The 22329-nt window shown below is 45.3% G+C and carries 20 protein-coding genes and 1 pseudogene; 2 read left to right on the top strand and 19 right to left on the bottom strand.

The window, feature by feature from the left end; translation table 11 throughout:
- Positions 1-561: 561 nt before the first annotated feature.
- The 19 genes and pseudogenes from A3OW_RS0107525 to A3OW_RS0107435 all read right to left on the bottom strand — a co-directional run bounded on the left by A3OW_RS0107525 (position 562) and on the right by A3OW_RS0107435 (position 18421).
- Positions 562-831: a Txe/YoeB family addiction module toxin gene (locus tag A3OW_RS0107525; protein WP_020562817.1), complete on the bottom strand. Its 270-nt coding sequence runs from the start codon at positions 829-831 to the stop codon at positions 562-564.
- The gene (locus A3OW_RS0107520; RefSeq protein ID WP_020562816.1) at positions 824-1105 is read right to left on the bottom strand and encodes a type II toxin-antitoxin system Phd/YefM family antitoxin; all 282 of its coding nucleotides are present in this window, start codon (positions 1103-1105) and stop codon (positions 824-826) included. The genes A3OW_RS0107525 and A3OW_RS0107520 overlap by 8 nt, the downstream gene beginning before the upstream one ends.
- Positions 1106-1400: 295 nt before the next feature.
- Positions 1401-1640, bottom strand: coding sequence for a DUF2442 domain-containing protein (locus tag A3OW_RS0107515; protein WP_020562815.1), 240 nt, complete (start codon positions 1638-1640; stop codon positions 1401-1403).
- A gap of 120 nt (positions 1641-1760) precedes the next feature.
- A pseudogene (locus A3OW_RS28515) lies at positions 1761-1882 on the bottom strand (DUF4160 domain-containing protein); the annotation flags it as partial.
- Positions 1883-2201: 319 nt separating this feature from the next.
- Positions 2202-3173 carry a GDP-L-fucose synthase gene (fcl, locus tag A3OW_RS0107505; protein ID WP_020562814.1) on the bottom strand — a complete coding sequence of 324 codons (972 nt, stop codon included), beginning with the start codon at positions 3171-3173 and terminating at the stop codon, positions 2202-2204.
- A gap of 3 nt (positions 3174-3176) precedes the next feature.
- The gene (gmd, locus tag A3OW_RS0107500; RefSeq protein WP_020562813.1) at positions 3177-4298 is read right to left on the bottom strand and encodes a GDP-mannose 4,6-dehydratase; all 1122 of its coding nucleotides are present in this window, start codon (positions 4296-4298) and stop codon (positions 3177-3179) included.
- Positions 4299-4571: 273 nt separating this feature from the next.
- A complete protein-coding gene (locus tag A3OW_RS0107495; protein ID WP_020562812.1) occupies positions 4572-5594 on the bottom strand; it encodes an acyltransferase family protein in 1023 nt (340 codons plus the stop codon).
- A 241-nt stretch (positions 5595-5835) separates the two neighbouring features.
- Positions 5836-7155 (bottom strand): UDP-glucose dehydrogenase family protein, encoded by a 1320-nt coding sequence (locus tag A3OW_RS0107490; RefSeq protein WP_026223402.1) that lies wholly within the window; start codon positions 7153-7155, stop codon positions 5836-5838.
- 26 nt (positions 7156-7181) lie between these two features.
- On the bottom strand, positions 7182-8531 hold the full coding sequence (locus A3OW_RS24375) for an endo-1,4-beta-xylanase (protein WP_020562810.1): 1350 nt from the start codon (positions 8529-8531) through the stop codon (positions 7182-7184).
- Positions 8528-9442, bottom strand: a complete 915-nt coding sequence (locus A3OW_RS0107480; RefSeq protein WP_051091850.1) for a glycosyltransferase family 2 protein — start codon at positions 9440-9442, stop codon at positions 8528-8530. Before A3OW_RS0107480 ends, A3OW_RS24375 begins: the two co-directional genes overlap by 4 nt.
- Entirely contained in the window at positions 9420-10751 is a 1332-nt protein-coding gene (locus A3OW_RS27005) for an O-antigen ligase family protein (RefSeq protein WP_020562808.1), read from the bottom strand. The genes A3OW_RS0107480 and A3OW_RS27005 overlap by 23 nt, the downstream gene beginning before the upstream one ends.
- A gap of 365 nt (positions 10752-11116) precedes the next feature.
- Positions 11117-12070, bottom strand: coding sequence for a glycosyltransferase (locus A3OW_RS0107470; protein ID WP_020562807.1), 954 nt, complete (start codon positions 12068-12070; stop codon positions 11117-11119).
- On the bottom strand, positions 12067-13212 hold the full coding sequence (locus A3OW_RS26325; RefSeq protein WP_020562806.1) for a glycoside hydrolase family protein: 1146 nt from the start codon (positions 13210-13212) through the stop codon (positions 12067-12069). Before A3OW_RS26325 ends, A3OW_RS0107470 begins: the two co-directional genes overlap by 4 nt.
- On the bottom strand, positions 13212-14477 hold the full coding sequence (locus A3OW_RS0107460) for a lipopolysaccharide biosynthesis protein (RefSeq protein ID WP_020562805.1): 1266 nt from the start codon (positions 14475-14477) through the stop codon (positions 13212-13214). The genes A3OW_RS26325 and A3OW_RS0107460 overlap by 1 nt, the downstream gene beginning before the upstream one ends.
- A gap of 43 nt (positions 14478-14520) precedes the next feature.
- Entirely contained in the window at positions 14521-15318 is a 798-nt protein-coding gene (locus A3OW_RS0107455) for a WecB/TagA/CpsF family glycosyltransferase (protein WP_083918161.1), read from the bottom strand.
- A gap of 536 nt (positions 15319-15854) precedes the next feature.
- Complete coding sequence (hepT, locus tag A3OW_RS0107450; RefSeq protein ID WP_157385825.1) at positions 15855-16238, bottom strand: type VII toxin-antitoxin system HepT family RNase toxin; 384 nt, start codon at positions 16236-16238, stop codon at positions 15855-15857.
- A 17-nt stretch (positions 16239-16255) separates the two neighbouring features.
- Positions 16256-16681 (bottom strand): type VII toxin-antitoxin system MntA family adenylyltransferase antitoxin, encoded by a 426-nt coding sequence (gene mntA / locus A3OW_RS0107445; RefSeq protein WP_020562802.1) that lies wholly within the window; start codon positions 16679-16681, stop codon positions 16256-16258.
- Positions 16682-16825: 144 nt separating this feature from the next.
- Positions 16826-17368, bottom strand: a complete 543-nt coding sequence (locus A3OW_RS0107440; protein WP_020562801.1) for a Uma2 family endonuclease — start codon at positions 17366-17368, stop codon at positions 16826-16828.
- 189 nt (positions 17369-17557) lie between these two features.
- Positions 17558-18421, bottom strand: a complete 864-nt coding sequence (locus A3OW_RS0107435) for a hypothetical protein (protein ID WP_157385824.1) — start codon at positions 18419-18421, stop codon at positions 17558-17560.
- An 819-nt stretch (positions 18422-19240) separates the two neighbouring features.
- Between A3OW_RS0107435 and A3OW_RS24365 the strand changes: the two genes are divergently transcribed.
- Both A3OW_RS24365 and A3OW_RS0107420 read left to right on the top strand, forming a co-directional pair.
- The gene (locus tag A3OW_RS24365; protein WP_157385823.1) at positions 19241-20671 is read left to right on the top strand and encodes an O-antigen ligase family protein; all 1431 of its coding nucleotides are present in this window, start codon (positions 19241-19243) and stop codon (positions 20669-20671) included.
- The gene (locus A3OW_RS0107420) at positions 20655-21896 is read left to right on the top strand and encodes an outer membrane beta-barrel protein (protein ID WP_020562798.1); all 1242 of its coding nucleotides are present in this window, start codon (positions 20655-20657) and stop codon (positions 21894-21896) included. Before A3OW_RS24365 ends, A3OW_RS0107420 begins: the two co-directional genes overlap by 17 nt.
- Positions 21897-22329: the final 433 nt, after the last annotated feature.

Below are 22329 nucleotides of genomic sequence, written 5' to 3'. Positions count from 1 at the left end.
AATGTTTCTTGCTTAAAAGCCTAACAAAAAAATATATCTATTATGAGGTTAAGGATTGCATTCCCGGAAACTGGCTCGTCTCTTTGGGTAAGAATAAAGCCATGGTAGCGGCCACGATAAGCCGACAATTTATGAGTCAACAACTGTTGCCTTCGGTTGGTTACGGAGGTTCGACGAGCGTTATCAGTAATAGGGCAATAGCAATAGAGAGCCGTGGCGTCAATAAGTTACATCTTTACAGCAGTCCGGCATGACACTTTATCTTATTGGTTTCACACCGGTCTGGGCCAGATAAAGTACTGCCTGTTAAGAAGAAACGAATTCATTTGCTCTTCGTACACCAACCTGGGCGAAAGAATATATCTCTGCACGGCTATGAAAAACTCTTCTAAAGTTTTGGCAGGTCAGCTTTTGGTATGATAAAACTTCAATTCCGAACGGGACAGGGGGACAAGTCCGCCGCAAACGTTTGAAGACTGCCGACCTCCCGGATTATCTTGAGTTCCCTATCCTCCAAGCATTACGGACGGGATGTATATCTTGTCCGGCGTAGAAGTATTGTTAATAGTGATAACGCCCCTGCAAGAATTCAATGCGGTCTTGCTTGACCAAATAAACGCAGCGGTGTTCTTGCGTGATACGCCGGGACCACACCTCCGGTCCCAAATATTTTAACGGTTCGGGTTTGCCAATGCCGTCGAAGGGAGCGCGCAACGCAGCTTTCACAAGTTCCAATAAGCGCTTGGCGACGCGCCGGTCAGTTTCAACCCAATATTGCAAGTCTTCCAGAAATTCCGGATGAAAAACAGCGACGCGGTCGCTGTTACTCATCGATCCCCAGCTTTTGCTCAAGGTCTGCAAGCGATATCGGCGCCACGTTTTCCGACCGTGCCCGCGCCAATGCCGTCAGCAAGCGTTCCGCATTCTTGGGTGAACGCAGTAAATGTGCGGTTTCCAGCAAGCTTTCAAGTTCGTCCGCCGCAATCATGGCGACTGCCCCTCCGCTCCTGCGCCGCACAACAATCACCTCATGATCATCCACAGCGCGATCCATCAACGTTTTCAATTGCTCGCGCGCTTGGCTATAAGTGGTTTCAATTGTCATAATACCTCCATTATTTGTACAGACATATTGTACATAAACAAATAGACGGGGACAATTATCAGTCCTCCCGCCTGTCTTCGCGCATGCCCTCTTGTTTACCTCCTTGCCATAACTCAAGCAGGGCGGGGATAGCAATCCCGTCTCAAACGTTTGAAAACTGCATACCCGCTCGAATCATCCTGAATGCTAAAACCGTCAAACATTACGTATAGGAGGCATGTCCCGTCCGGCACAGGCGTGTCGATTCCTGCACTAAGCATGGGTGCTGCCTTGCGTCGGTTAATTGCGTGCTGCGTCACAGAACAGGCTCTCCTTTGATATACAACGTATCAGGCGATATATCGACATCCTCGGACCAAGCCACCGTGCCATTCGACACGTGCGCTAACTGGAATTTTCCGGGTTGCCTTAATAGTTGATAACCGGGGTAGTTAAGATATGGGCGCATGGAAAAACGACGCTTTTCTCCGCCGGCAAAAGTGACAAGCAATTCATAATTAGCCAAATCTTTAACGGCAATGATATCGGGTGTCATAAGATAAACGTTTCAGCGCAGTGGGTCGATTTTATAAGGAGTTTCACCGGAAACGGCAAGTTCCCAGTCAGCCATCAGTTCATCGGCATGCAAGACAATCCAAGCCTGAACCAACTTCATTTGTTTGCCAGGCAAACTGCCTCCAGTACATTACCTGAAGGTATTTCGATAGACGCTTTAAATTCAGCATAACGCACATGAATATGCGGCGAATGATGTTTTTGCGTATCAAGCAAATACATCGATACTAAAATGCCATAAAACATACTGATCGTAGGCATACTTGGCTCCTGTTGAATTGTTTTTTTACTCTGAGCGGGGCGGGGGGGTATAATCCCGTCCCAAACGATTGAAAACTGCATACCCGCTCGAATCATCCTGAATGCCAAAACCATCAAAGATTACGGACGGGAGGCATGTCCCGTCCGGCACAAGAGAGTTTTCAGCTATATTCTGAATCAGAAACATTGCATCCCTTGCCAACATAGACCTGCAGGTTTTTAAAACCTGGCAAGTCTTCGTCCCGCCCAGGTTCTAGGAAAAATAAACTCCTAATCCCGATTAGGAATCCCGAAACCGATCCTGATTTTCCAAAAACCATTGGTAAGTCAATTGCAAACCTTCCGGCAGTTCGGTACGGTATTTCCAGCCCAGGGATTCAAGGCGAGAAACGTCCATCAATTTTCTGGGCGTGCCGTCGGGCATTTGGGTATTCCAGATGACCCGGCCCTGATAACCGGTCACCCGCACCACTTCATCAACCAGCGACCGGATCGTAATGTCCTTGCCGGTGCCGATGTTGATATGGGACAGCATCGGATGGGTATGTTTCGCGAGGGTGACCGAGTTCAGCCGCATCACGTGCAGGCTGGCGGCCGCCATGTCTTCGACGTACAAAAATTCCCGTTTGGCCTGGCCCGTGCCCCAGACTTCCACTTCGGCGAGATTCGCCAGTTTGGCTTCGTGGAAGCGGCGCAAAAGGGCAGGGATCACGTGACTGTTTTTGGCATGAAAATTATCGTGAGGTCCGTACAGATTGGTCGGCATCACTGAACGGTAATCGATGCCGTATTGTCGGTTGTAGGATTCGCACAGCTTGATGCCGGCAATCTTGGCTACCGCATACGGCTCGTTGGTCGACTCCAGCGTGCCGGTCAACAGCGACGATTCGGTCATCGGCTGGTCGGCCAGTCTCGGATAAATGCACGAACTGCCCAGAAACAACAGGCGCTTGCAGCCGGCCAGGTAAGCCTGATGGATGACGTTGGCCTCGATCATCAAATTTTCATAAATGAAGTCGGCCGGATACTCGTTATTGGCGTAAATGCCGCCGACTTTTGCCGCCGCCAGGATCACGTACTCCGGCTTTTCTTGCTGCATGAAATCGCGGACCGCCTGCTGATCGAGCAGATCGAGTTCGCCGCGGGTGCGGGTAATGAGGTTATGATAACCCTGCGCCTGCAATTGCCGGCAAATGGCCGAACCCACCATGCCCTGATGGCCGGCGACAAAAAAACGGGTGTCCTGGTTCATGCGCTACTCCTTGGAAACCGTCACATTGTAGCCGTGGCCGATCAACAAAGCATGGCGCCGTGCCTGCTCCAGATCGTAGACCATCATTTCCCGGACCATTTCCTCCAGCGAAGTTGTAGGCCGCCAGCCCAGCTTTTCCTTCGCCTTGGTCGGATCGCCCAGCAAGGTTTCCACTTCGGCAGGTCGGAAATAACGTGGATCTACCGCCACAATCTTGTCGCCGACGGCAATTTTCGGCGCCTTACCGCCGGTCACGCTCGCCACAACGCCGTACTCGTCGACGCCTTTTCCTTCCCAGCGTAAGGTCACACCGATTTCCGCCGCGGCGTATTCGACAAACTGACGAACCGAATATTGCACGCCGGTCGCGATGACAAAATCGTCGGGCTGCTCCTGTTGCAACATCAGCCACTGCATTTCCACGTAATCGCGGGCATGACCCCAGTCGCGCAGTGCGTCCATGTTGCCGAGATACAGGCAGTCTTCCAGACCCTGGCCGATATTGGCCAGAGCGCGGGTAATCTTGCGGGTAACGAAAGTTTCGCCACGGCGCGGCGACTCGTGGTTGAACAGAATGCCGTTGCAGGCGTACATGCCGTAAGCCTCGCGGTAATTGACCACAATCCAGTAAGCGTACAGCTTAGCCACCGCATACGGGGAGCGGGGGTAAAACGGCGTGGTTTCCTTCTGGGGGATTTCCTGCACCAGGCCATACAGTTCGGAGGTCGAAGCCTGGTAAAATCGGGTTTTCTTTTCCAAGCCCAAAAGGCGAATCGATTCCAGCAGGCGTAGAGTTCCCATGGCGTCAACATCGGCAGTATATTCCGGCGATTCGAAACTGACCGCCACATGCGATTGCGCGCCCAGATTGTAAACTTCATCGGGCTGTGTCTGTTGAATGATGCGAGTCAGATTGGACGAGTCGGTCAGATCGCCGTAATGCAAAATAAAATTGCGGCCGGAGACGTGAGGATCCTGATAGAGATGGTCCACACGCTCGGTGTTGAATAAAGAGGATCGGCGCTTGATGCCGTGAACCTCATACCCTTTTTTCAGCAGAAATTCGGCTAAATAGGAGCCGTCTTGTCCTGTAATGCCGGTAATTAATGCTGTTTTTTTAGCCATCTTTATTTTCCATTCTTTGAATTAAAAAAACTTTTCTCTATTCCCGGCATTGCAGGGAATGCCGTCTAGGCCGCTCCCGGCTAGGGGTGCTGAATGCGGAAACGCAGAGAGGGAAGTTATTTTAACCGAAACTCCAGGGCAGGATAGAAATTGCGCCTCCATTCCGCTCAGAAGGAGCTATAAAGCGCCATAAGCAGCTAAACCGGCTTGTTTAACCAGGTACATCGCACCTTCTTTAGTCAGGTGTCCATAATCGAATTGGGCGGGAACCCCTTATGAATGGGCTCCAGCTCTACTAAACCTGAGCAATTTTGGCGGTTTGAGCAAAGCCACGAAGCCAATGCGATTGAATAACCAAAATACAAGTAAAGGAATAATAAGGCCGGCCACAGTGCCTGCTGACAAATGAATAGCAGTATCGGACACGCCTAATATTTTTTGCAGAACAACCCGGCATCCACTGCTTGCAAGAATGTGCATGAGATAAATAATCATCGAATTCCGGCCCAAATAGGCGATCCATTGTAAATTCAATTGGCACAATTTTTGCGAAGCCACTACGACAAATGAAACACTAATTATTCCAATCAGTAAAGTTTCAGTAGGCGCATTACTGTCGAATCGTAATTTAAGTACCCAATGAAATACCCATTGCCCTATAACGAACAATACATACAAAAAAGTCAGCCAACCGGTTAAGGAGTTATTGTTTTTCAACATTGTTGACGCGGCTAAAACACCAAGAGTGAAAAACACAAAATATTGGCTCAATTTATTTGGAAGGTAAGCTAAATGAATGTTTGTACCCACAAAGTACATTAATAAACTAAAAACAAAAACACTTCTTATCCAAAATAGATTAGATCTTCGATAAAGAAGAGTTGAGAGCACAAACATAAAAAATAGAACATACAAAAACCAGAATTGCGCACGGGGCTTCCACAATAACGCGAGTACTTCATTTATTTCTATATGTCCATTGGTATATTTTGAAAGTATAATTTCGATTCCGCCCTGAATGAGTGACCACAATACGTATGGGTATAGAATTGTCTCGGCCTTAATGCGTATCAGATTGATGGACTTGGTCTTTTGATTTGATTGAAGAAAAAACAGACCGGCTAAAAAAAAGAACAAGGGCATGTGAAAAGTATAAATAATACTATCTACTAAATTGTAGGTAGAAGGATCAAATTGTATACCCGCTTTGAATATACCGCGCGCAACATGTCCATATACAACCAAAATAATTCCTATGCCTTTAGCATAATCAACCCAAAGAGATCTGTTACTCATTGTTCTCACTCCAAACTATGGCGGCACTGAATAAACCCTAGCAAAGAATCAGGCCATGAAAAAAGTTTCTAACCTGGTTCTCTAAAAATAAAAAGCTAAGGTATTTTTAAGGAAACTCGGAATATATTGATTCCCTCAGGATTCGGCAAGCTCACCATAACCGGAATCAACAACATGCCGTTTGCCCTGAGTTTATAGAAGGGCATAATGACAGCTACTTAACAGAAAATTTATAAACTATTCACCGTCCAATGGCGTAATATTGCAACCCACTTTGTTTCACCAGCTTCGGCGGGTACATGTTGCGGCCGTCGAAAATGACCTTGTCTTTTAACACGTCTCTCAATTTGTCGAAATCCGGGCTGCGAAATTGCTTCCATTCGGTACAGATGATCAACGCGTCGGCGTTTTTCAAGGTATCGTCCTGTTTGGAGCAATATTTCAGGCCGGCCTTGTTGCCGTAAATGCGTTGGGCTTCTTGCAGTGCCTCCGGATCGTAGGCCTGCACGGTGGCGCCGGCGTCGATCAATGCTTCCAGCAATACGCGACTGGGTGCTTCGCGCATGTCGTCGGTATTGGGTTTGAAGGCCAAACCCCACAACGCGAATATTTTCTTATTGATCCCGCCAGGATAGTGCGAGGAGACTTTTTCGAACAGTCTTTGTTTTTGCCGGTCATTGACATTTTCCACCGCGGAGAGCAATTCGGCGTGATAACCCATTTCCCTGGCCGTACGCTCCAATGCTTTGACATCTTTTGGGAAACAGGAACCTCCGTAGCCGCAACCGGGATAAATAAAGCTATAACCAATCCGGCTGTCGGACCCGATGCCGTGGCGAACATTTTCGATATCAGCACCGAGCCGTTCGGCAAGGTTGGCTAATTCGTTCATGAAGCTGATCTTGGTAGCCAGCATCGCATTGGCGGCGTATTTGGTCAGTTCGGCCGAGCGGATATCCATTGCAATGACCCGTTCCCGGTTGCGATTGAAGGGCGCATACAGCGCTTTCAATAATTCGGTTGTGCGCGGATTGTCAGTGCCGATGATGATACGGTCAGGCTTCATAAAATCGTCCAGTGCCGACCCTTCTTTCAAAAACTCAGGGTTGGATACGACATCGAATTCCAATGAATCGGTGCGCTGCGCCAATACCTCAGCGACTGTCTGTCTAACCTTGTCGGCAGTCCCCACTGGAACGGTGGATTTGTCGACGATGATTTTGTAATCATTCATATGTTCGGCGACACTTTTTGCTACCGCCAGCACATAGCGCAAATCGGCGGAACCGTCCTCATCCGGAGGCGTTCCCACCGCAATGAACTGGAACAGGCCGAAATTCACCGCCTCCTTAGGATCGGTGGTGAAATGGAGGCGGCCGGCTTCCATGTTGTTCTTGACCATTTCATCCAGGCCCGGTTCGTAAATCGGGATAATCCCTTTTTTCAGACGATCAATTTTGGTTTGATCGACATCCATACACATCACCTGATTGCCCACGTCAGCCAGACAGGCTCCCGTGACAAGACCTACGTAACCGCTGCCAAATACTGTAATTTTCATAATATCAATCCTTTTAATCCATGTGATTATTCAAGAGTAACGGTAATTTTGCTGCCGCCTTTCTGCAGCCGGACTGATTGAGTAAGCGTTTTGCCTTGATGTTCGACGGTAATTTCATACTCTCCCAAGAAACCGCGGGTTTTAAAAGTGCCGTCTGCATCGGTTTTGCCATGCACATCCGTCCACCACTGCTTAAAAACCAGATCCTCCCAGACTTTGCCATTGGGTTTGATCGACCAGTCTTTGCGATATAAAGCGGCGCTCGGATTGTAATGGGCACCTTCCCAAAATCCCCACATGACGATGCCTTCTACCGCCGGATGGCTGAACACCGCCGTCATAAAGTCGCGGGTGTAGTCGGCTTGCAATTGAAGCTCATCATCGGAAAAATCGTAGGGCTCACCCTTCTTGCCGAACCGCACATCGAACTCGGTCACCTGCAGAGGCAGTCCGAATGCAGCGAAGCTATCGAAGATTTGTATAAGTTTCGAGGGCGGAGTCAACTTATCGTGATCGAAATGCCCCATGAAGCCTATTCCGCCCAAAGGCGCTCCGCTGTCGAGAAGAAAACGGATGAGCTTGGCATAGTTATCACGCATGGTCTGATTGTACTTCGCAGTCGGCAGAAGACTGCCTTCATTGACATAAAGTCGAGCGTGAGGATTGAGTTCTCCAGCCAGTTTGAAAATATCGACATAGATGCCTTGACCATACATACTCCCTAACGTAATAAGCTGTTCACTCCAGCCAATGGGATGATTGACAGCATCCCACTCGCTCACCAGATCACCCACTCGGGGAATTTTTTCCTTTATGTGATTGAAGAGCGCATTGCGAAACGCATCTGAATCGTTTTTATATTTCTTGTAGGTCTCCAGTCGCTCCACCGGTCCCCAACCTATATAATGTCCGCGAACTTGGATATTCTTTTGCCTGAGCCATTTGAGGGCGGCCATTGTCTCCGGATAATAATATTTACTGCCGGCTGGATTAATCTTGCTTTGATCCCATTGATCCCATTTCAAGTCATTCTCCAAAACGACTTTGTTATATCGCTTGGAAATAAGTTCTCTATAGCGGTCGGAATCGTCTCCTTTGGACATTAACCGTGTGGCGCCTACTGCCGCACCGAAAGGAAAGGCGTGGCGGGTCATTTCGACTCGAACCTGGGCACCTTCAACTGCATTGCCGTCTTTGTTCAAGACAATGACGGTGACATCAGCTTTTCGATTAGCCTCTATCTTCTGGTTGGCTTGTTTCCGCCATTCCGCATCGGGTTCGCGGCCTTCATAGGTGGCGGCCTGAGTGGTCATTACCAATAGAACGGCTGAAATAACGAACAATAGCACGAAAATTTGCTGGATACTTTTGGTCAAGGCGCAACTCCAAAACGAGCAAGGGAATCAGCCAATTTACGGTAGGCGTTAGCGGACAGCACTACCTGCAAGAAAACAACGATTGCCATTTTTAGGCGATAGCTGCCTCTAACCACGGCATTCAAATAAAGATTAAGCGCTTTGAATAGTTCGCCATGTTGAGCGAATCCTTTGGCAACATGCCATCCCATGTCGGCCCAATAAGCTTTTTTGGTGATCATGGGCTTGATTTTGTTTAGCCAGAGTATCCGCTGCTCATGTTTACGTTTACTCGATAGACGGTTTTGGTTCCATTCATCATTCCAAATTGCCCCAGGTTCAGGCAGCATGCGAAATTCTGCACCGGCGCTTGCTAACCGTATGGCGAAATCGGTATCTTGACCAAAGCTGATTTCTTCATTGAATTTAACTTTTTTTGCAAGTTCTGCTGGTACGATCAGAGTGCTTGTTTGTATAAATCCCCTATCGCGCATTAAATAATCCGAGATAGGCTCATTAGGATTTAATGCGCGTGGTGGTTTAAGAAATGTCACACCGTCGCCACGATCGACGATAACTTGTGTATAGGTGCAAAGATTGTCGCCTGATTCTAAAACAGTTAATGCATTTTCTAGGTGATTTGGCATAAATGCATCGTCGGAATCCAGGAAAGCAATATAATAACCTTGGGCAGCATCAATGCCAGTATTCCGTGCTTTAGAGCCGCCACCGTTATCTTGATAAATATATTTAGTTCTGGCGTCTTGATTTGATTTTATTAAGTCTCTGGTATTATCAGTAGAACCATCATCAACAATAATTAACTCAAAGTTTTGGTAAGTTTGTTTAAAAACTGAATCTAACAGCTTATGCAAAAATTCCCCTCTATTATAAGCAGGAACAACGACGCTATATTTTACTTGGTGAACCATAAATAAAACCAATATTTTTTGATTTGTAGGTAACTGATTGCGCAATAGCACAAATTATTAAAAGCGTAACCCAAAGCGCTTTTTCCTTATTTAGCAATGAGGATTCTAAAAAGTTATGAAATATAACAAAGGTAATTAAAGAAAATATCAACCCAGAAACCTTAGGATGCATATGTTTTGATTTAATTATTTGACGCAATGGTCTAAATAAAAATGCAAATAAAAACAATGCAAAACCAATAATTCCTGTTGCAGCCAATATATCTAAATAGCCATTGTGTCCATGAGCTAATAATGAAATCCATCCTGACGCGTAATTCAGTAAAGGGGTATCAGCCCCAACTTGATAAAGAGATTGAAAGCCAATTCCTCCGGCAGGATAATCACTAATTACCATAGCAAGTGCATCCCATATAGCTACTCTTCCAGTAAAAGCTTCTGGGTCATCAAATATGTCACCTATTTGGTCACTCAGAGGAAGAATTGCAATTCCAATCAACACTAACAAAAAAAAAGGTAAAATAAGCAATAGGTGTTTATTGCTTCTAGCTTTTTTGTATTGTTCGAAATAATACCCAATTAATATAGACGGTATTAATAAACCTAATGATGTCTTTGATCTTGACAGAATTAATAATGCCGCGCCACAAATTATCGCGATTAACCAAATTTTGCGGTTTTCACTTCGCCAAAGAAAAAAACCAAAAATTACACAAAGCGCAGCAACCATCCCTGCATGATTTTTATGATAGAAAATACCACGCCAAGCACCAATAAGTGCAGCATCTCTTTCTCCGGAAAGATGTACGGCGTTGGGCACAATGGGACCCGAGATCAAGCTGGCCATTACAAAAGCAATCAAACAAAAACCTAGCAATCGCAAAGCACGCCAAGGGCCCAGTCCTTGTACAAATGTAAATATTGTAAAAATGATTAATGCTGTTAGTCCTAAACGCCTGAGCCCAATCAGTGGAACCGGTGACCATAACAATGTGATTCCACACCATGCCAATACCACAAGAATAGGTCCTGGAATCAACCGAGGAAGTATGCGCAAGTCATTTTTTTTTCTGAATAAAACCAAATAACTAACCAGAAGTGCCAAGCCAATTAAGATAACTTGTTTGGTTGTGTCGCCTTCGCCGGTTTCTGAAAGATCTTCAAGTTGAGTGCGTTCGGCAAAGAGATTTAACCCTACAAAGGTAATAAAAAGAAATACGATGAAGACCAATGACAGCAAACGATGACTAGGCTGGCTTTTCATGTCGAGTGAATTATAGAATTGTTTATTTGCTATGAATGATTTCATAAGTTCTTAGTTGCTTGTCAAAATATATATTTACCCTGTTAGATTGGTAGCCAGATTTATAACCACGCGCATCTGCTTTGATTTCGACTATGTGTTGATCAATAACAGCTAATAATGATTTAAGCATGACGAACAAAAGAGATTAATTTTAGTCTTCGTAGAGTTATCATTAATATGACCTTTCTAATATTTAATTAAACATTATTTTTCTTGACATTATTTTTTTGCAATTTTACAAAAATCTTTCTTTAAGATAATACTTAAAACTACCTATAGTTAAACACAATATTAGAAAAGCTCATCCACTAATCAAAAGGTTAACAATATTAAATAATACTTATTAGAAAGACTATAATATACTTTTATCAAACCTGGTGAATACGTCGATACTCTTCATGATTTAAATCAATTGCCCCAGCAACCATGCCTAATCCTCTAAAAATAACTCGGCACTTCTTTATAACTACTTCAGGCTTTCCAGCAATTAACAAGGGTAGGGACAGAATTGTGAGTATTAATCCGCTTAAAATTCTACCGAATCCAACCACAAATCTATAAATCTGGGATTTATGTCGAGGCATAAACTCCAAGTCAAATACCTTTTTCATAACACCGTTGCGGTAATCCCGCTGAAATAACCAAGCTAGCTTAATACGGCTTTCCGGTATCAATTCCTCAACGCCGGCTTCTGCCGCCCATACCATTTTACATCCCATCTTTTCAAGCCGAATGGCGAGCAAGGTGTCTGAACCTCCGCTTAGTGCACAGCGCAAATCAAAGGGTGGAGTTAGTTTTTGTAGGGTTGAAACTTTGACCAAAAGATTATTTGTTTTGACTGGTTCGTATGGCAAAACATCACCGGTTTTCATGAGGTCGTATCTTGATCTTAAATAAAATTTACCTGCAATTGCCCATTTCGGTGGTGTGATCATGAATTTTGGGTATACTGGACCTGATACGGTATCAGCATCGGTAAGCGACTGAACTTTAACAAGTTCATTAACCCAGTGTTGAGGAACGACTTCATCGTCATCGACAAAAATAACAAATTCGTTATCGTTCTCAGCTAGCCTAAAAGCACGGTTACGTGCATGCGGAATGCCACGAATGGGTTCAATATCGTAGTGAATAGACCAAGGATAATTTTGTTTTAATTTTTCAATGACACTTTTACCGGACCCATTGCTGTCATTGTCAACTACAAAAACTGATAGTTCGATATCTTTATAATCAGGAAAGGATTGTTGGCCAATTGATGTAAGTAAAAGTTCTAAACCTTTTGTTCGGTTACAAGTAATAATAAGAACTGCAACTTTCATTGTTTAACCTCAGTGTTGAGAAGTAATTCTTTTGGAAAACGTGTAATCTCGTAAATGCGCGCAGCTTGTGTAATTGGATCTGGGCAGTTTTTTAGCATTAGGTTATTTGTAAAATCAAAACATCTTGTAAATTGCTCATTGATCCACTTGTCAGTTATTTTTAATAATTTTTCATTCTCTATATCGGCAAGAGTGTATAGCGAATAGGGAACTTCAAATCCAGGTGGATTGTAAGGATAACCATAGGCGCTATTATCTAATTGAGATATATACTCATCCGTTTCCAAATAATTAATTATTTTCCCTAATGTTGCTGACTTCCAGAAGTCATGTTCTGGAATTTCTTCTTTAAAAATGGCTAACGCATAGGTATTAAAAGCATGATAACCGTTCTCTCGAGCAACTTTTCCATATGACTCGTTATTTACTTTTTCTAAAGGCTGTTTAAACAGTCTGTAAAATAAAGTGCCATTTCTTAGATGCTTTATAAAACCGAGAAATCGCTGCTTGGGTGATCGCATAACCCTATGAACATTATGTTCAATCAACCCTGTATTTTGAATAGTAAGGTTGTAAGGTAAAGCATCTAAAAAAGCTGTCGTATAATTTAATATCTCATGCCGTCGATTGCCTTTCAGGATTGAGGCTGTAGCTGCGAACCAAAGTTGATGGTTAAAAACATTATCTATGTTAAGCGATGTACCGTTGATATCTAATGAATGCCAGAGTGACAATTTTTGATTAAACTTATGTTTGAAAAATACTTCTTCTGCAGTAAAAGTATATTTTAAATCGCCAGTTATTTTTGTTAGGGCAGCCAAAGCCTCAAATGCCCATGCTTGACCAATTAGGCCATTACATCTATCGACATTTATTTCATTTCTATGATGAAAAGAACTGCCAAAGGGCCTCGCTTCCTCGCTCAAAAGATAATCACCTAATTGTATCGCTATCTCTTTATATTCTGGTTTTCCAGTTAGTTCATAGGCACGACAAAGTGATAATGCCCAATGGCATGTGTTCCGTACAGGTGTTTCTTGATGATGATGTGGTCCATTTATTCCAGCCTTAACAAGATTTAAACTTTTATATTCGTCAACAAAGGTATCAATACTTCGGATAAAATGATCAAATAATTTCATTACGTTCCTTTCATTAATTTTGTTTCTGATGCGTTTTTAATCTTTAATACCCGCAATTTTTTACCTGCGAGGAGGGTGCATAATGTTGTGGCTATGAATTCACCAATACAAATCCCTGCAAGAGACCAAATAGCACCGAAATAATATATGAGAGTTATTACAAGAGGTATCGTTACTAAACTGGAGATTACAGTGACGCGAGCCAGTGGCTTGAAATCGCCATTGGCCTGCAATAAAGCGCTTTCCGGTCCCCGCAGACAGCGCAATCCCATGATGGCCGCCCAGAAATAGGTGGCCTGAATAATAATTTGTGAATCGTAATGGCCGCGCGTAACGACATTCAGGTAATGGGTCACTATCCAGTAAATTAGCGCCAAATTAAAGATCCAAAATGTGAGCACGGTTCCCCGAAAGAAACGAATAGCGCGCCATGCGGCCTCCATTTGAGTATCCCGTAATAGTTGGGCGAGACGGGGGCGCTCCAATTGCGTAAGCGAGAGGATCGCGAGCGGAACCGGTCTGAATAGCAAAACCGAAGCGGCTAATGGTGCGAAGGCGGCAGGGCCGAGCATTAGCGTAACCAGATACGAGTGAACGTTGGCGGTAGCTTCAGTAGTGATTACTCCTAGTAAAGCGTGTCTGCCTTGCTCTTTGAACCCTTGGCGAAACGGAGCGGCAGGGCCATTCCAAATACCGCGGAGCTGAACTGCCAAGGGCTTGAATCCCAATGCCAGCACCCCTAATCCGGCCCCCAGCGATTGCAAACTCACTACATTTTTAATGGATACTTCATTCAGTACAAAAATAAAGGCTGCACCAATTAAGGTAATGACCGTATAACAGGCATCCGATACTGCAACCCTCTTGTGCTGATGAACAGCATTGGCATAAGATCGGCCAAACCAGCGTGTCCACATCAGCATGGCCGAAACAGAAAAAGCGGCTCCGGTTTCGGGTAATTCGCCAAAACCGATCGTGAGCGGGGCAAGCAATAGCGAAGTTATAAGGCTGATAAGAAAGCTTGCTTTAAAGTAGCTTTCGGCCGTATCCGATTTGGGGGGTTCAGTACGGTTTAATGCGACAGTTAAAGGCGAGCCAAACAAGGCATTGGATACGCCATACCCCAGCGCGACAACGACTTGCATAAAGCCGTATACGCCAAATTGGGCAGGAGTAACGGTTCGCAGCAATAATACCGATAAAATAAAACCGGATAACGCGACGCCTGCGGAACCGCCGATCGCAAGGATGAAACGCCTAAACACTAATAGTCCTTGTTTTAGCTAAATTGTTTTATTTTTCTTAACTCTAGTTGGCATGCCGTTTATTTCGATGAGCCAAAAGCAGATATACGGCATGAAAATTGGTTGTCAAATAGCGCCAGAAAAATCTGCGCGGATCGAGCAGCATTCGGTGCAGCCATTCCAATCCGATATTCTGCATCCACTGTGGGGCGCGTTTGTTGCGGCCAGCAAGAAAATCAAATAAGCCTCCACAGGTTTTGAGCCAGGTCAATCCCCGAAGCCGCTCACGATTACGGACACAGAACAATTGCTCGCGAGGTTTGCCCATACCGACCCAAAGCACATCGGCTCCAGATTCAACAATCTCTTTGCATATGGCTTCTTCGTCCGCCTCATTGAAATAGCCGTTTCGTCGGCCTACGATTTGTAGGTTGGGGTATAGTTTTAGAATATTTTCACAAGCCAGACGATTTATTTCTTCAGATGCTCCTAGTATAAAAAACTTGATGGCTTTTTCTTGGGCGACTGATGCCGCATCGTGAAAAAAATCAGTTGTCGCAATCCGCTCGGGCAAAGGAGTCGATGTTAAATACCGGGATGCAAAAACCAAAGGCTGGCCGTCCGTATGGATATAATCCGCTTCTTGCAGTGATGCCATGTATTTTTTATCGGTTTGAGCCATAGAAAGCCCCTGTCCGTTGGCGTCGAAAACCAATTTAGGTGGCGGTTTAATAGAGGATTTGTTGACTGCGAAAAAGTCGGCGACCATTAGTTTGGCAAAATTTTCACGGTTAAGTCGTACTATGGGCCAGCCGGCAATATGTACGTGTCTGAAATTTAATGAGGTAGTTTCTTCGACCATAATCTGCTAAGGGTTTTCAATGTTGTTATTTTGAAATCTGTTTGGCAATACTTACTTTTAAGTAAAAGCGCTTAACTGATTTTAAAACCGACTCACAACCCCGCTCCGATCCACCATTCAACGAGCTTTAGCTTTGTCGCTAAAAGTTTTAAAAACGGCTATGCATATTTACTCATTACTGTTCTACATTAGTGTCAGATAAATCGTCTTTTTCGATATCCAATCGCTAACTTGCGCCACATAAAGATGTGCCAATGTTAGACAACAAGCAGCTTGAGGGGCTTTAAGAGATGGCCGATTCTTATATGATTAAGAGTATCGGTCGAAATTTGAGTCGCCTTGTTTATTGAAGGGACAATCGCTAGATTTTAAGAGGCTTCTCCTTACAATCCTATTATCGAATCTGTTTATAAATATAGCAGAGAGTTCAGATTTAAATTTGAATTAGGTCCAATTTTTCTAATTTGCATATGGGAACCTCTAAAAAAAACAATGGAAGGTAAAATATAACAACCTCGGCAAGTCCTGGAAAATGTTTAATTCTCGAGATTGGCAACGACGACTTTGGCGAATTCGGCAAAATCGTCAAGGTGCCGGCTGGCGATGGCATGCACGATATTCCAATCGATTGCCTCGTAGTTATGCACTGCAATATTCCGAAAGCCGACCGCTTTCTGGAGGCGGAACTTCAATTCTTCCGAAATAACGCCTGCTTCGGCCAAGAGGTCGAAGGTTTTTTCCATAGTCTCCGGTGGCGGCACGTCTTCCATTCCGGCTATCAGGTGATCGCCGATATCCACGCATAGTTGTATGGCTCGCGTTAGATTGAGCGTCATGATGTCCTGGAGATTGGGGTCTCGTTCCAGCGTTTCCGGATCGGTAGGACATTTTTGCGCCGCACGCATCAGGCAGCGACGCAAGGATTCCAGTTTCTGCTCTATGACTTACCGATCCATGCTTTCTTCCTTTCGGCAAGAATTCGGTTACGATAAGGCAGAAAATCCGCTTGATCGAAAAGATGTTTACGGATCAGTTCGGCGTAGCGAGTGTCGCTGCCGATAAGCCTTTTTCCATGCCGAAGAATCTGGCCCAAAAGCGGCTCGCCTACAGACTGAAGATCCACCAGGTCGATAGGACGGCCGGTGGCTATTGATAACGCGTCGATCATTTTTATTTTCTCGGCCGGGTCGAGCCGATGGCCGGCATCCACTGCCAAGTCAAGATCGCTGTCTGCGCGTTCCCGATCTGTCGCCAAGGAACCGAACAGGATGACTAGCCGAACATCTTCTTGCTTGGCAAGAGCGGACAGGATGGCTTGCTTGAGGTTCGGGTTTGGCTGGTGAAAATTAGGCTCAATACTCATGAGGTAGTGATGAAGTTATGGCGCTAATAATGAATGACTGGATTTTATCAGAAGAATGCATGGCTCGATAGGGAAGGGGGATAACCGAATGGTCGCGGCCCGGAGGATTGGATCTATAAGCGGAAGTTATTTTGGAGTAATTTCTTAAACCCAGATTTTAGCGAATTCGAAGAGAAGGCGGCATTTTCCTAGGTCGAATTCCACGGTGTCGTTGCCGGCATCCAGTACTTCGCTATAGCGGTCCTCCTGCAATTGATAGATTTTGGCAATGTTTTCGAAAGGATCGACGATAACATAATGGCGAACGCCTTCTTTTTCATAGAGTTTGAATTTGGTGGTACGGTCTTTATGTGCGGTAGACTTGGAAATTATTTCGAAAATGAGCGTTGGGGTCTTACTCAGGTAAGCCAAATTTTCCACTTCCCCGCATATCACCAGATTGTCGGGCTGGACCGTAGTTTCTTCGTCGATTTTCCAGTCCACAGGGAGCAGGGCATGACATTCCGGACAGTTTTCCAGAGCGCGTTCCAGTTGACTGGCAATGTGCTGGCTTATGGACTGATGCCTGATGCTGGGTGGAGGTGTCATGGCGTAAGCCAAACCGTGGATCAGTTCCCAACGGCCTTCCCATTGCACATAGTCATCATAGGTGTAACGGGGCAAATCTTCCCAATCGAGTATGGTCATAAGTTATCTCCTAATCGGACATAAAAGGGAAGGGCGCCATCGTTGGATTGCCGCCCCTCGCTTTCTCCAAGGATGCCTGATTGCCAAGAATACATGATACACAATCTTGCGAATAGAATCGGAGAAATCGAGTGGAGCTGTCTTAACTTGAAACGAATTTTTTTAGAGGTTCGGTTTTAAAATACAACTCTAACCGTCTTGCGGTTGTTTGCAATAACGAGCAAGCATTTTGAGATTGTTTTCAGGCATTTCATTGACGCTCATGCACAACTTGCCGATGTTGGGGTGAACAAGTATGTCGTCTGCCAATGGCTGCGGATTTTTTTGCATGACTAAGGCCTTATCCATCGCTATGGCTACCCATTGATGTGCAGCAGGTTCTAGGTTGTCCCAATAGTCGAGGCCGGTCAAAGCGATATCGTATTGCACCGATTTTTCCCATGGACCCAGAGTGACGGCGCGTTCGATGCCGTTTGTTAACTCACGGTCGAATTGACGAAGAGCGACTTTAATCAGAAACAGATCGTTCCACAGGTAAGGCCAGGTGGGTTTGATCATCAGGGCTCGGCGAGTGTAACTCAGGGCCAGTTCGTTGCTGTCGTGCCATCCAAGTTCATCCTGTAATCCGGCCGGCTGGTTGCCTGCGGAGAGGTAGAAAATTTCCGCCAGTTCCAGGTTTGCCGAATAATTCGGATGCAACCGAACCGAGTCTTCAAGCCAGTCCCGGGTCTGCTGCCACTGGGCGGCGTCAAGCTCGTGGCCGGGCATTTGACTTTTGTCCAGTTGATGCCAGACTTGCTGCGCTAACACATCCGCTAGCGCCCAGCGGAAACTGAGATAAGCTAGTCCTATCAGAAGGAGCGCAAGCGTTACCAGCAAGTATCGTCTTACCGCCGGCCATGAAAATTTATGTGATGCTTTTATCATTTCTAGAAAGTGAATGGCAATGAGGATTTCTACAAGTTTAGAATTTTTGTGATTTTTGTCTAATATTTGAAGAATAGTTAGGAAAACGAAGATCGCATCATGGTAATTTACATCGGTCACGGGCATTTAACTGTGATCTGATATCAATCAGCTCATTCTATTGAATTGTCTTATCTTGCAGGCTAAGGTGCAATTTTTCGGGGCTGCGCTTTTTAGAGTTTTGCAGCAATCATTTTCTAGAATCAATGATTGGTTGATGTTGCAATTTGACCATGTTGAACTAAATTTAGCATGGGAGTTAAAGGTATTAAAGAATGAAAGAATTTATCCAGTATTTACATTACAAACAATTTAAAGGAGTTCCAAAATGAAAAAACATTGGAAACCACTGCTCCATTTTATTTTGCTGGCTGCATTTGTTGGTTCCTCGAATGTGTGGGCGAAATCGGCAACGGCAGATTCCTCGGATGCTTCGGCAAAATCGGCGCTTGTTGATTTGCCCGATACTTCTGTGAATCTAAAGTTGAGAAGACCGCTTCATCGGCCGCCATTTCATCGGCCGCCATTTCATCGGCCGCCCGTGTGCAGGAGAAACTGTGGTCCTTCTCCCCATTAATGGGAAACTACAGCTATAGATTAGGTGGAAGCTTAATTTTTTATAATCTCCATTCCTCTGCGGATGGAGATTATTTATCTTTTTAAATAATCATTTAGCAATTTTGCTGATACTTGCCTCAGGCTCTCTTCGAGCATAAGTTTCATACTTATTTCATTTCCCCCTTTTTTAGCCTCTCCAGGAAAAATCTGGAGGTTGGATTATTATTTATTGTATTACTTTAAAATTTTCCTGTAATAAAAGGATATTTTTGAGATTTTTCAGAAGAATATTTATTTTTTGCTAAAGTAATACTTGTTTTTTCTTCTGGGTTTTTAAAGGAATTTAAAGTGCGCGTCCTTGCCACTGTTTTATTTTGTGTGTTTGCGCTTTCCCCTTTGCCTATCGGGACGAATCGCCCCTGGGCATGGCTGATGATGTCCGGCCTGTGTTTTCTGATGGTGGCGGCCTGGTTGGTAATGTACCTGAAAGGAAATGCGCAAGTTCCCCGTTCCTTGTATTCGGGACTTGTCAGAATGGCCGGAGGATTTTTTTTCGGCGGCCTGATTTGGGTTTTCTTGCAATCTTGTTCATTCCCTTCTGCTTGGGTTGAAGCCTTGCCTGTGCCGACTGCAACGTTTTACAGCAAGGCGGCTTTCGCTGTTTCTCCACAGGAAAGGCCGGAAGCAATTCCTTTGTCGGTCGACTCAAGCGTTACCCGCGAACTGGCATTGCGTAGCGCGGCGTATTTTTCACTTTATTTATTACTGCTATTGGTTTGCAACACTCGCAGCCGATTGCGCACGTTGTGCTACGTTATTGTCGTGTCGGGAGTGTTTCAGGCGGTTTACGGCAGCTTTATGACGTTATCGGGGATCGAATATCTGATCGGTATGAAAAAAACCGCTTATTTGGGAAACGCCACCGGTACTTTTGTTAATCGCAACCACTTTGCCGGTTATCTGGAAATGGCTCTGGCCATCGGCATGGGCTTGCTGATGGTGGATCGGAATAACCGTAAAGCCGAAGCAGGCCGCCTTTGGCGTTCGAGGCTGCGCAGTGCATTGGAGCTTTTGCTGAGCGGCAAGGCGGTATTGCGTTTGATGCTGATTATTATGGTCACCGGGTTGATCCTGAGCCATTCACGAATGGGCAATGCCGCGTTTTTCAATAGCCTGTTGGTTACCGGCCTGATTGCGATCGCTTCTTCCCGGTCGTTTCGTAAACCGCGTGTGTATTTCCTGCTGATGAGCATCGTTGCCGTCGATGTGTTGTTGTTAGGGAGCTGGTTTGGGCTGGAAAAGGTAGTCAACCGTATCGAACAGACGGCTTTAGTATCCGAATCGCGCGATGAAATCGTGCAGTATATTCTGCCGATGATTGCCGATTTCAGTTGGATGGGGAGCGGTGCCGGAACTTTTATCTCTGTATTTCCCGGCTATCTGAACGGCAATTTCGGCGGTTATGATCACGCTCACAACGACTATCTCGAAATTCTAAGCGATTCGGGGATGATCGGCTTTGCCTGTCTGGCCGTTGTGGTGTTGATCGGTCTGTGGCAGGCGGTAAAAGCCATACGGTATCGCCGCAGCAGTTTCGTGCGCGGCATGGGGTTCGCCGGTTTTATGGGCACGTTGAGTATATTGATTCATTCTTCCGTCGATTTTAATTTGCAGATACCGGCCAATGCCATGCTGTTTATTGCAATGCTGGCGATTCCGACTATCGCTTTATCTGTTGATCACCATCGGGCGGAATACCGCAGTGAAACCGAAAATTAAGGTTGTGTTGATGTTGTTTGCCTTCGTGCAAGCTTTAAATGTCCAGGCCAGAGACAAAGAGACTTATCCAGGCATGATACCGATCGGGCCTTTCGATCTGGTGCCTTATCTCGGTTTTAAAGAGAGCTATAACGACAATATCTTTCATAACGATAATAACCGGAAATCGTCGTTTGTCACGCAAATACAGGGCGGGGGCGAATTGGCGTTACGGCGCAAACTGGATCGGTACGCCGTGGGTTATTCCATCCTCCATTCACAATACCATTCCAGCCCGGCGGATAACTACGACGACCATTTCCTGAATGCCAACGCGCATGTCGAAATGACTCGCCGAAACCGGTTTGATTTTAATGCCGGCGTTACTTATGGGCATTACATGCGGGGGACGCTTTTCAGCCAGGGCGATCTGGCGACCGATCTCAAGGAGCCGGATCAGTTTCATGAATACACTGCCGAAATGAAGTACCGCTATGGAAGAGTCGATGCGAAAGGAAATCTGGGCTTGCAATTCGGCTGGTCGCAACTGGAGTTCGATAATCATCCGGAAAGAACGGCCCAATGGGACAGGACGCGGTTTGAAATAACGCCCGGTTTTTATTTCCGGGTAATGCCTAAAACTTATTTGACTTCCGAAGTGGAAACCAGCGTGATTGAGTATATGAATCAGCCGGACAATACTCAAACGAATTCGTCGCAGTTTTTCGGAGTGGATTATGTAACACGCCGATATTTGCTGGGCATGACCTGGGATCAGTCGTCAAAAACGAAAGGCATATTTCGTGCCGGCTACCAGCAGCAGGAATTCACCGATTCCAATTTGGAAGGGACCAACGCGCTTACCTGGGACGGAAAAATTTTATGGTCGCCTATGACTTACTCCACGTTTAATTTCGGTATGCTGAGAGATATACAGCCCTCGATAGGCGCCGGATATTTAAGACAGGTTCAGGTTTACAGAGCTGGCTGGAAACATGAATGGCCATGGCGCGTAACCACTCAATTGAACGGATCCTACCAGGAAGCGAAGAATCAGGGCAGTGCGCAAAAGTCGAATGGCGTATCGTTCAGTCTGGACGCAAAATACGAGATGAAACCCTGGCTTAATTTGGGGATGAAATATTCGTATTCGGATTTTCAATACGATACGAACGACGCCAACAGCACCCTGAATATTTTTATGTTCTATATAACGGCTACTCCGCAAGCAGTTGCAGCCGATTAGATCCGAAAGACGGAGCGGTCGCGCTATATGGAAAATAAAAAGCCGTCATTCCGGCATACTCAAAGAGCGCAACGGAATTGCCGGAAGGGTGGTAAAACTCTCGAAAAAAGAGCAGATAGCTTTTCCTGAAACATCCCAAATCTCTTCGGAGTGTCATCATGACATCGGGATTCCGGCAATTCCTGCCGAATCTGAAAAAAACCGCTGATTGATCGGCTTGCAAAAGCAGGTAGTCCAACTACACTGCTAGTGTGTCTTTCCGAGTCTTAAAGAATGGTCATGATGAGCTTCGGAAAGGGCAAGATTCGGATTTTAAATTTTTGATTTATTCTCATCTGCAATCTTCTCCAGTCGAAAATGGACGGTAAGATTCATAGGTTGGGGACCACGAAACGATAAGAATTGTTACGTGGAAGCGTATTTCCACCGTTAT

This window comes from Methylosarcina fibrata AML-C10, assembly GCF_000372865.1.
In the GTDB taxonomy this organism is placed as follows: Bacteria; Pseudomonadota; Gammaproteobacteria; order Methylococcales; family Methylomonadaceae; genus Methylosarcina; species Methylosarcina fibrata.
This window is presented reverse-complemented; position numbering and strand designations above follow the sequence as displayed.

Coding starts and splice junctions, on each gene's coding strand:
- A3OW_RS0107525 (WP_020562817.1), bottom strand. CDS start 831: ATGAGTAACAGCGACCGCGTCGCTGTTTTTCATCCGGAATTTCTGGAA.
- A3OW_RS0107520 (WP_020562816.1), bottom strand. CDS start 1,105: ATGACAATTGAAACCACTTATAGCCAAGCGCGCGAGCAATTGAAAACG.
- A3OW_RS0107515 (WP_020562815.1), bottom strand. CDS start 1,640: ATGACACCCGATATCATTGCCGTTAAAGATTTGGCTAATTATGAATTG.
- fcl (WP_020562814.1), bottom strand. CDS start 3,173: ATGAACCAGGACACCCGTTTTTTTGTCGCCGGCCATCAGGGCATGGTG.
- gmd (WP_020562813.1), bottom strand. CDS start 4,298: ATGGCTAAAAAAACAGCATTAATTACCGGCATTACAGGACAAGACGGC.
- A3OW_RS0107495 (WP_020562812.1), bottom strand. CDS start 5,594: ATGAGTAACAGATCTCTTTGGGTTGATTATGCTAAAGGCATAGGAATT.
- A3OW_RS0107490 (WP_026223402.1), bottom strand. CDS start 7,155: ATGAAAATTACAGTATTTGGCAGCGGTTACGTAGGTCTTGTCACGGGA.
- A3OW_RS0107480 (WP_051091850.1), bottom strand. CDS start 9,442: ATGGTTCACCAAGTAAAATATAGCGTCGTTGTTCCTGCTTATAATAGA.
- A3OW_RS27005 (WP_020562808.1), bottom strand. CDS start 10,751: ATGAAATCATTCATAGCAAATAAACAATTCTATAATTCACTCGACATG.
- A3OW_RS0107470 (WP_020562807.1), bottom strand. CDS start 12,070: ATGAAAGTTGCAGTTCTTATTATTACTTGTAACCGAACAAAAGGTTTA.
- A3OW_RS26325 (WP_020562806.1), bottom strand. CDS start 13,212: ATGAAATTATTTGATCATTTTATCCGAAGTATTGATACCTTTGTTGAC.
- A3OW_RS0107455 (WP_083918161.1), bottom strand. CDS start 15,318: ATGGTCGAAGAAACTACCTCATTAAATTTCAGACACGTACATATTGCC.
- mntA (WP_020562802.1), bottom strand. CDS start 16,681: ATGAGTATTGAGCCTAATTTTCACCAGCCAAACCCGAACCTCAAGCAA.
- A3OW_RS0107440 (WP_020562801.1), bottom strand. CDS start 17,368: ATGACCATACTCGATTGGGAAGATTTGCCCCGTTACACCTATGATGAC.
- A3OW_RS0107435 (WP_157385824.1), bottom strand. CDS start 18,421: ATGCCCGTGACCGATGTAAATTACCATGATGCGATCTTCGTTTTCCTA.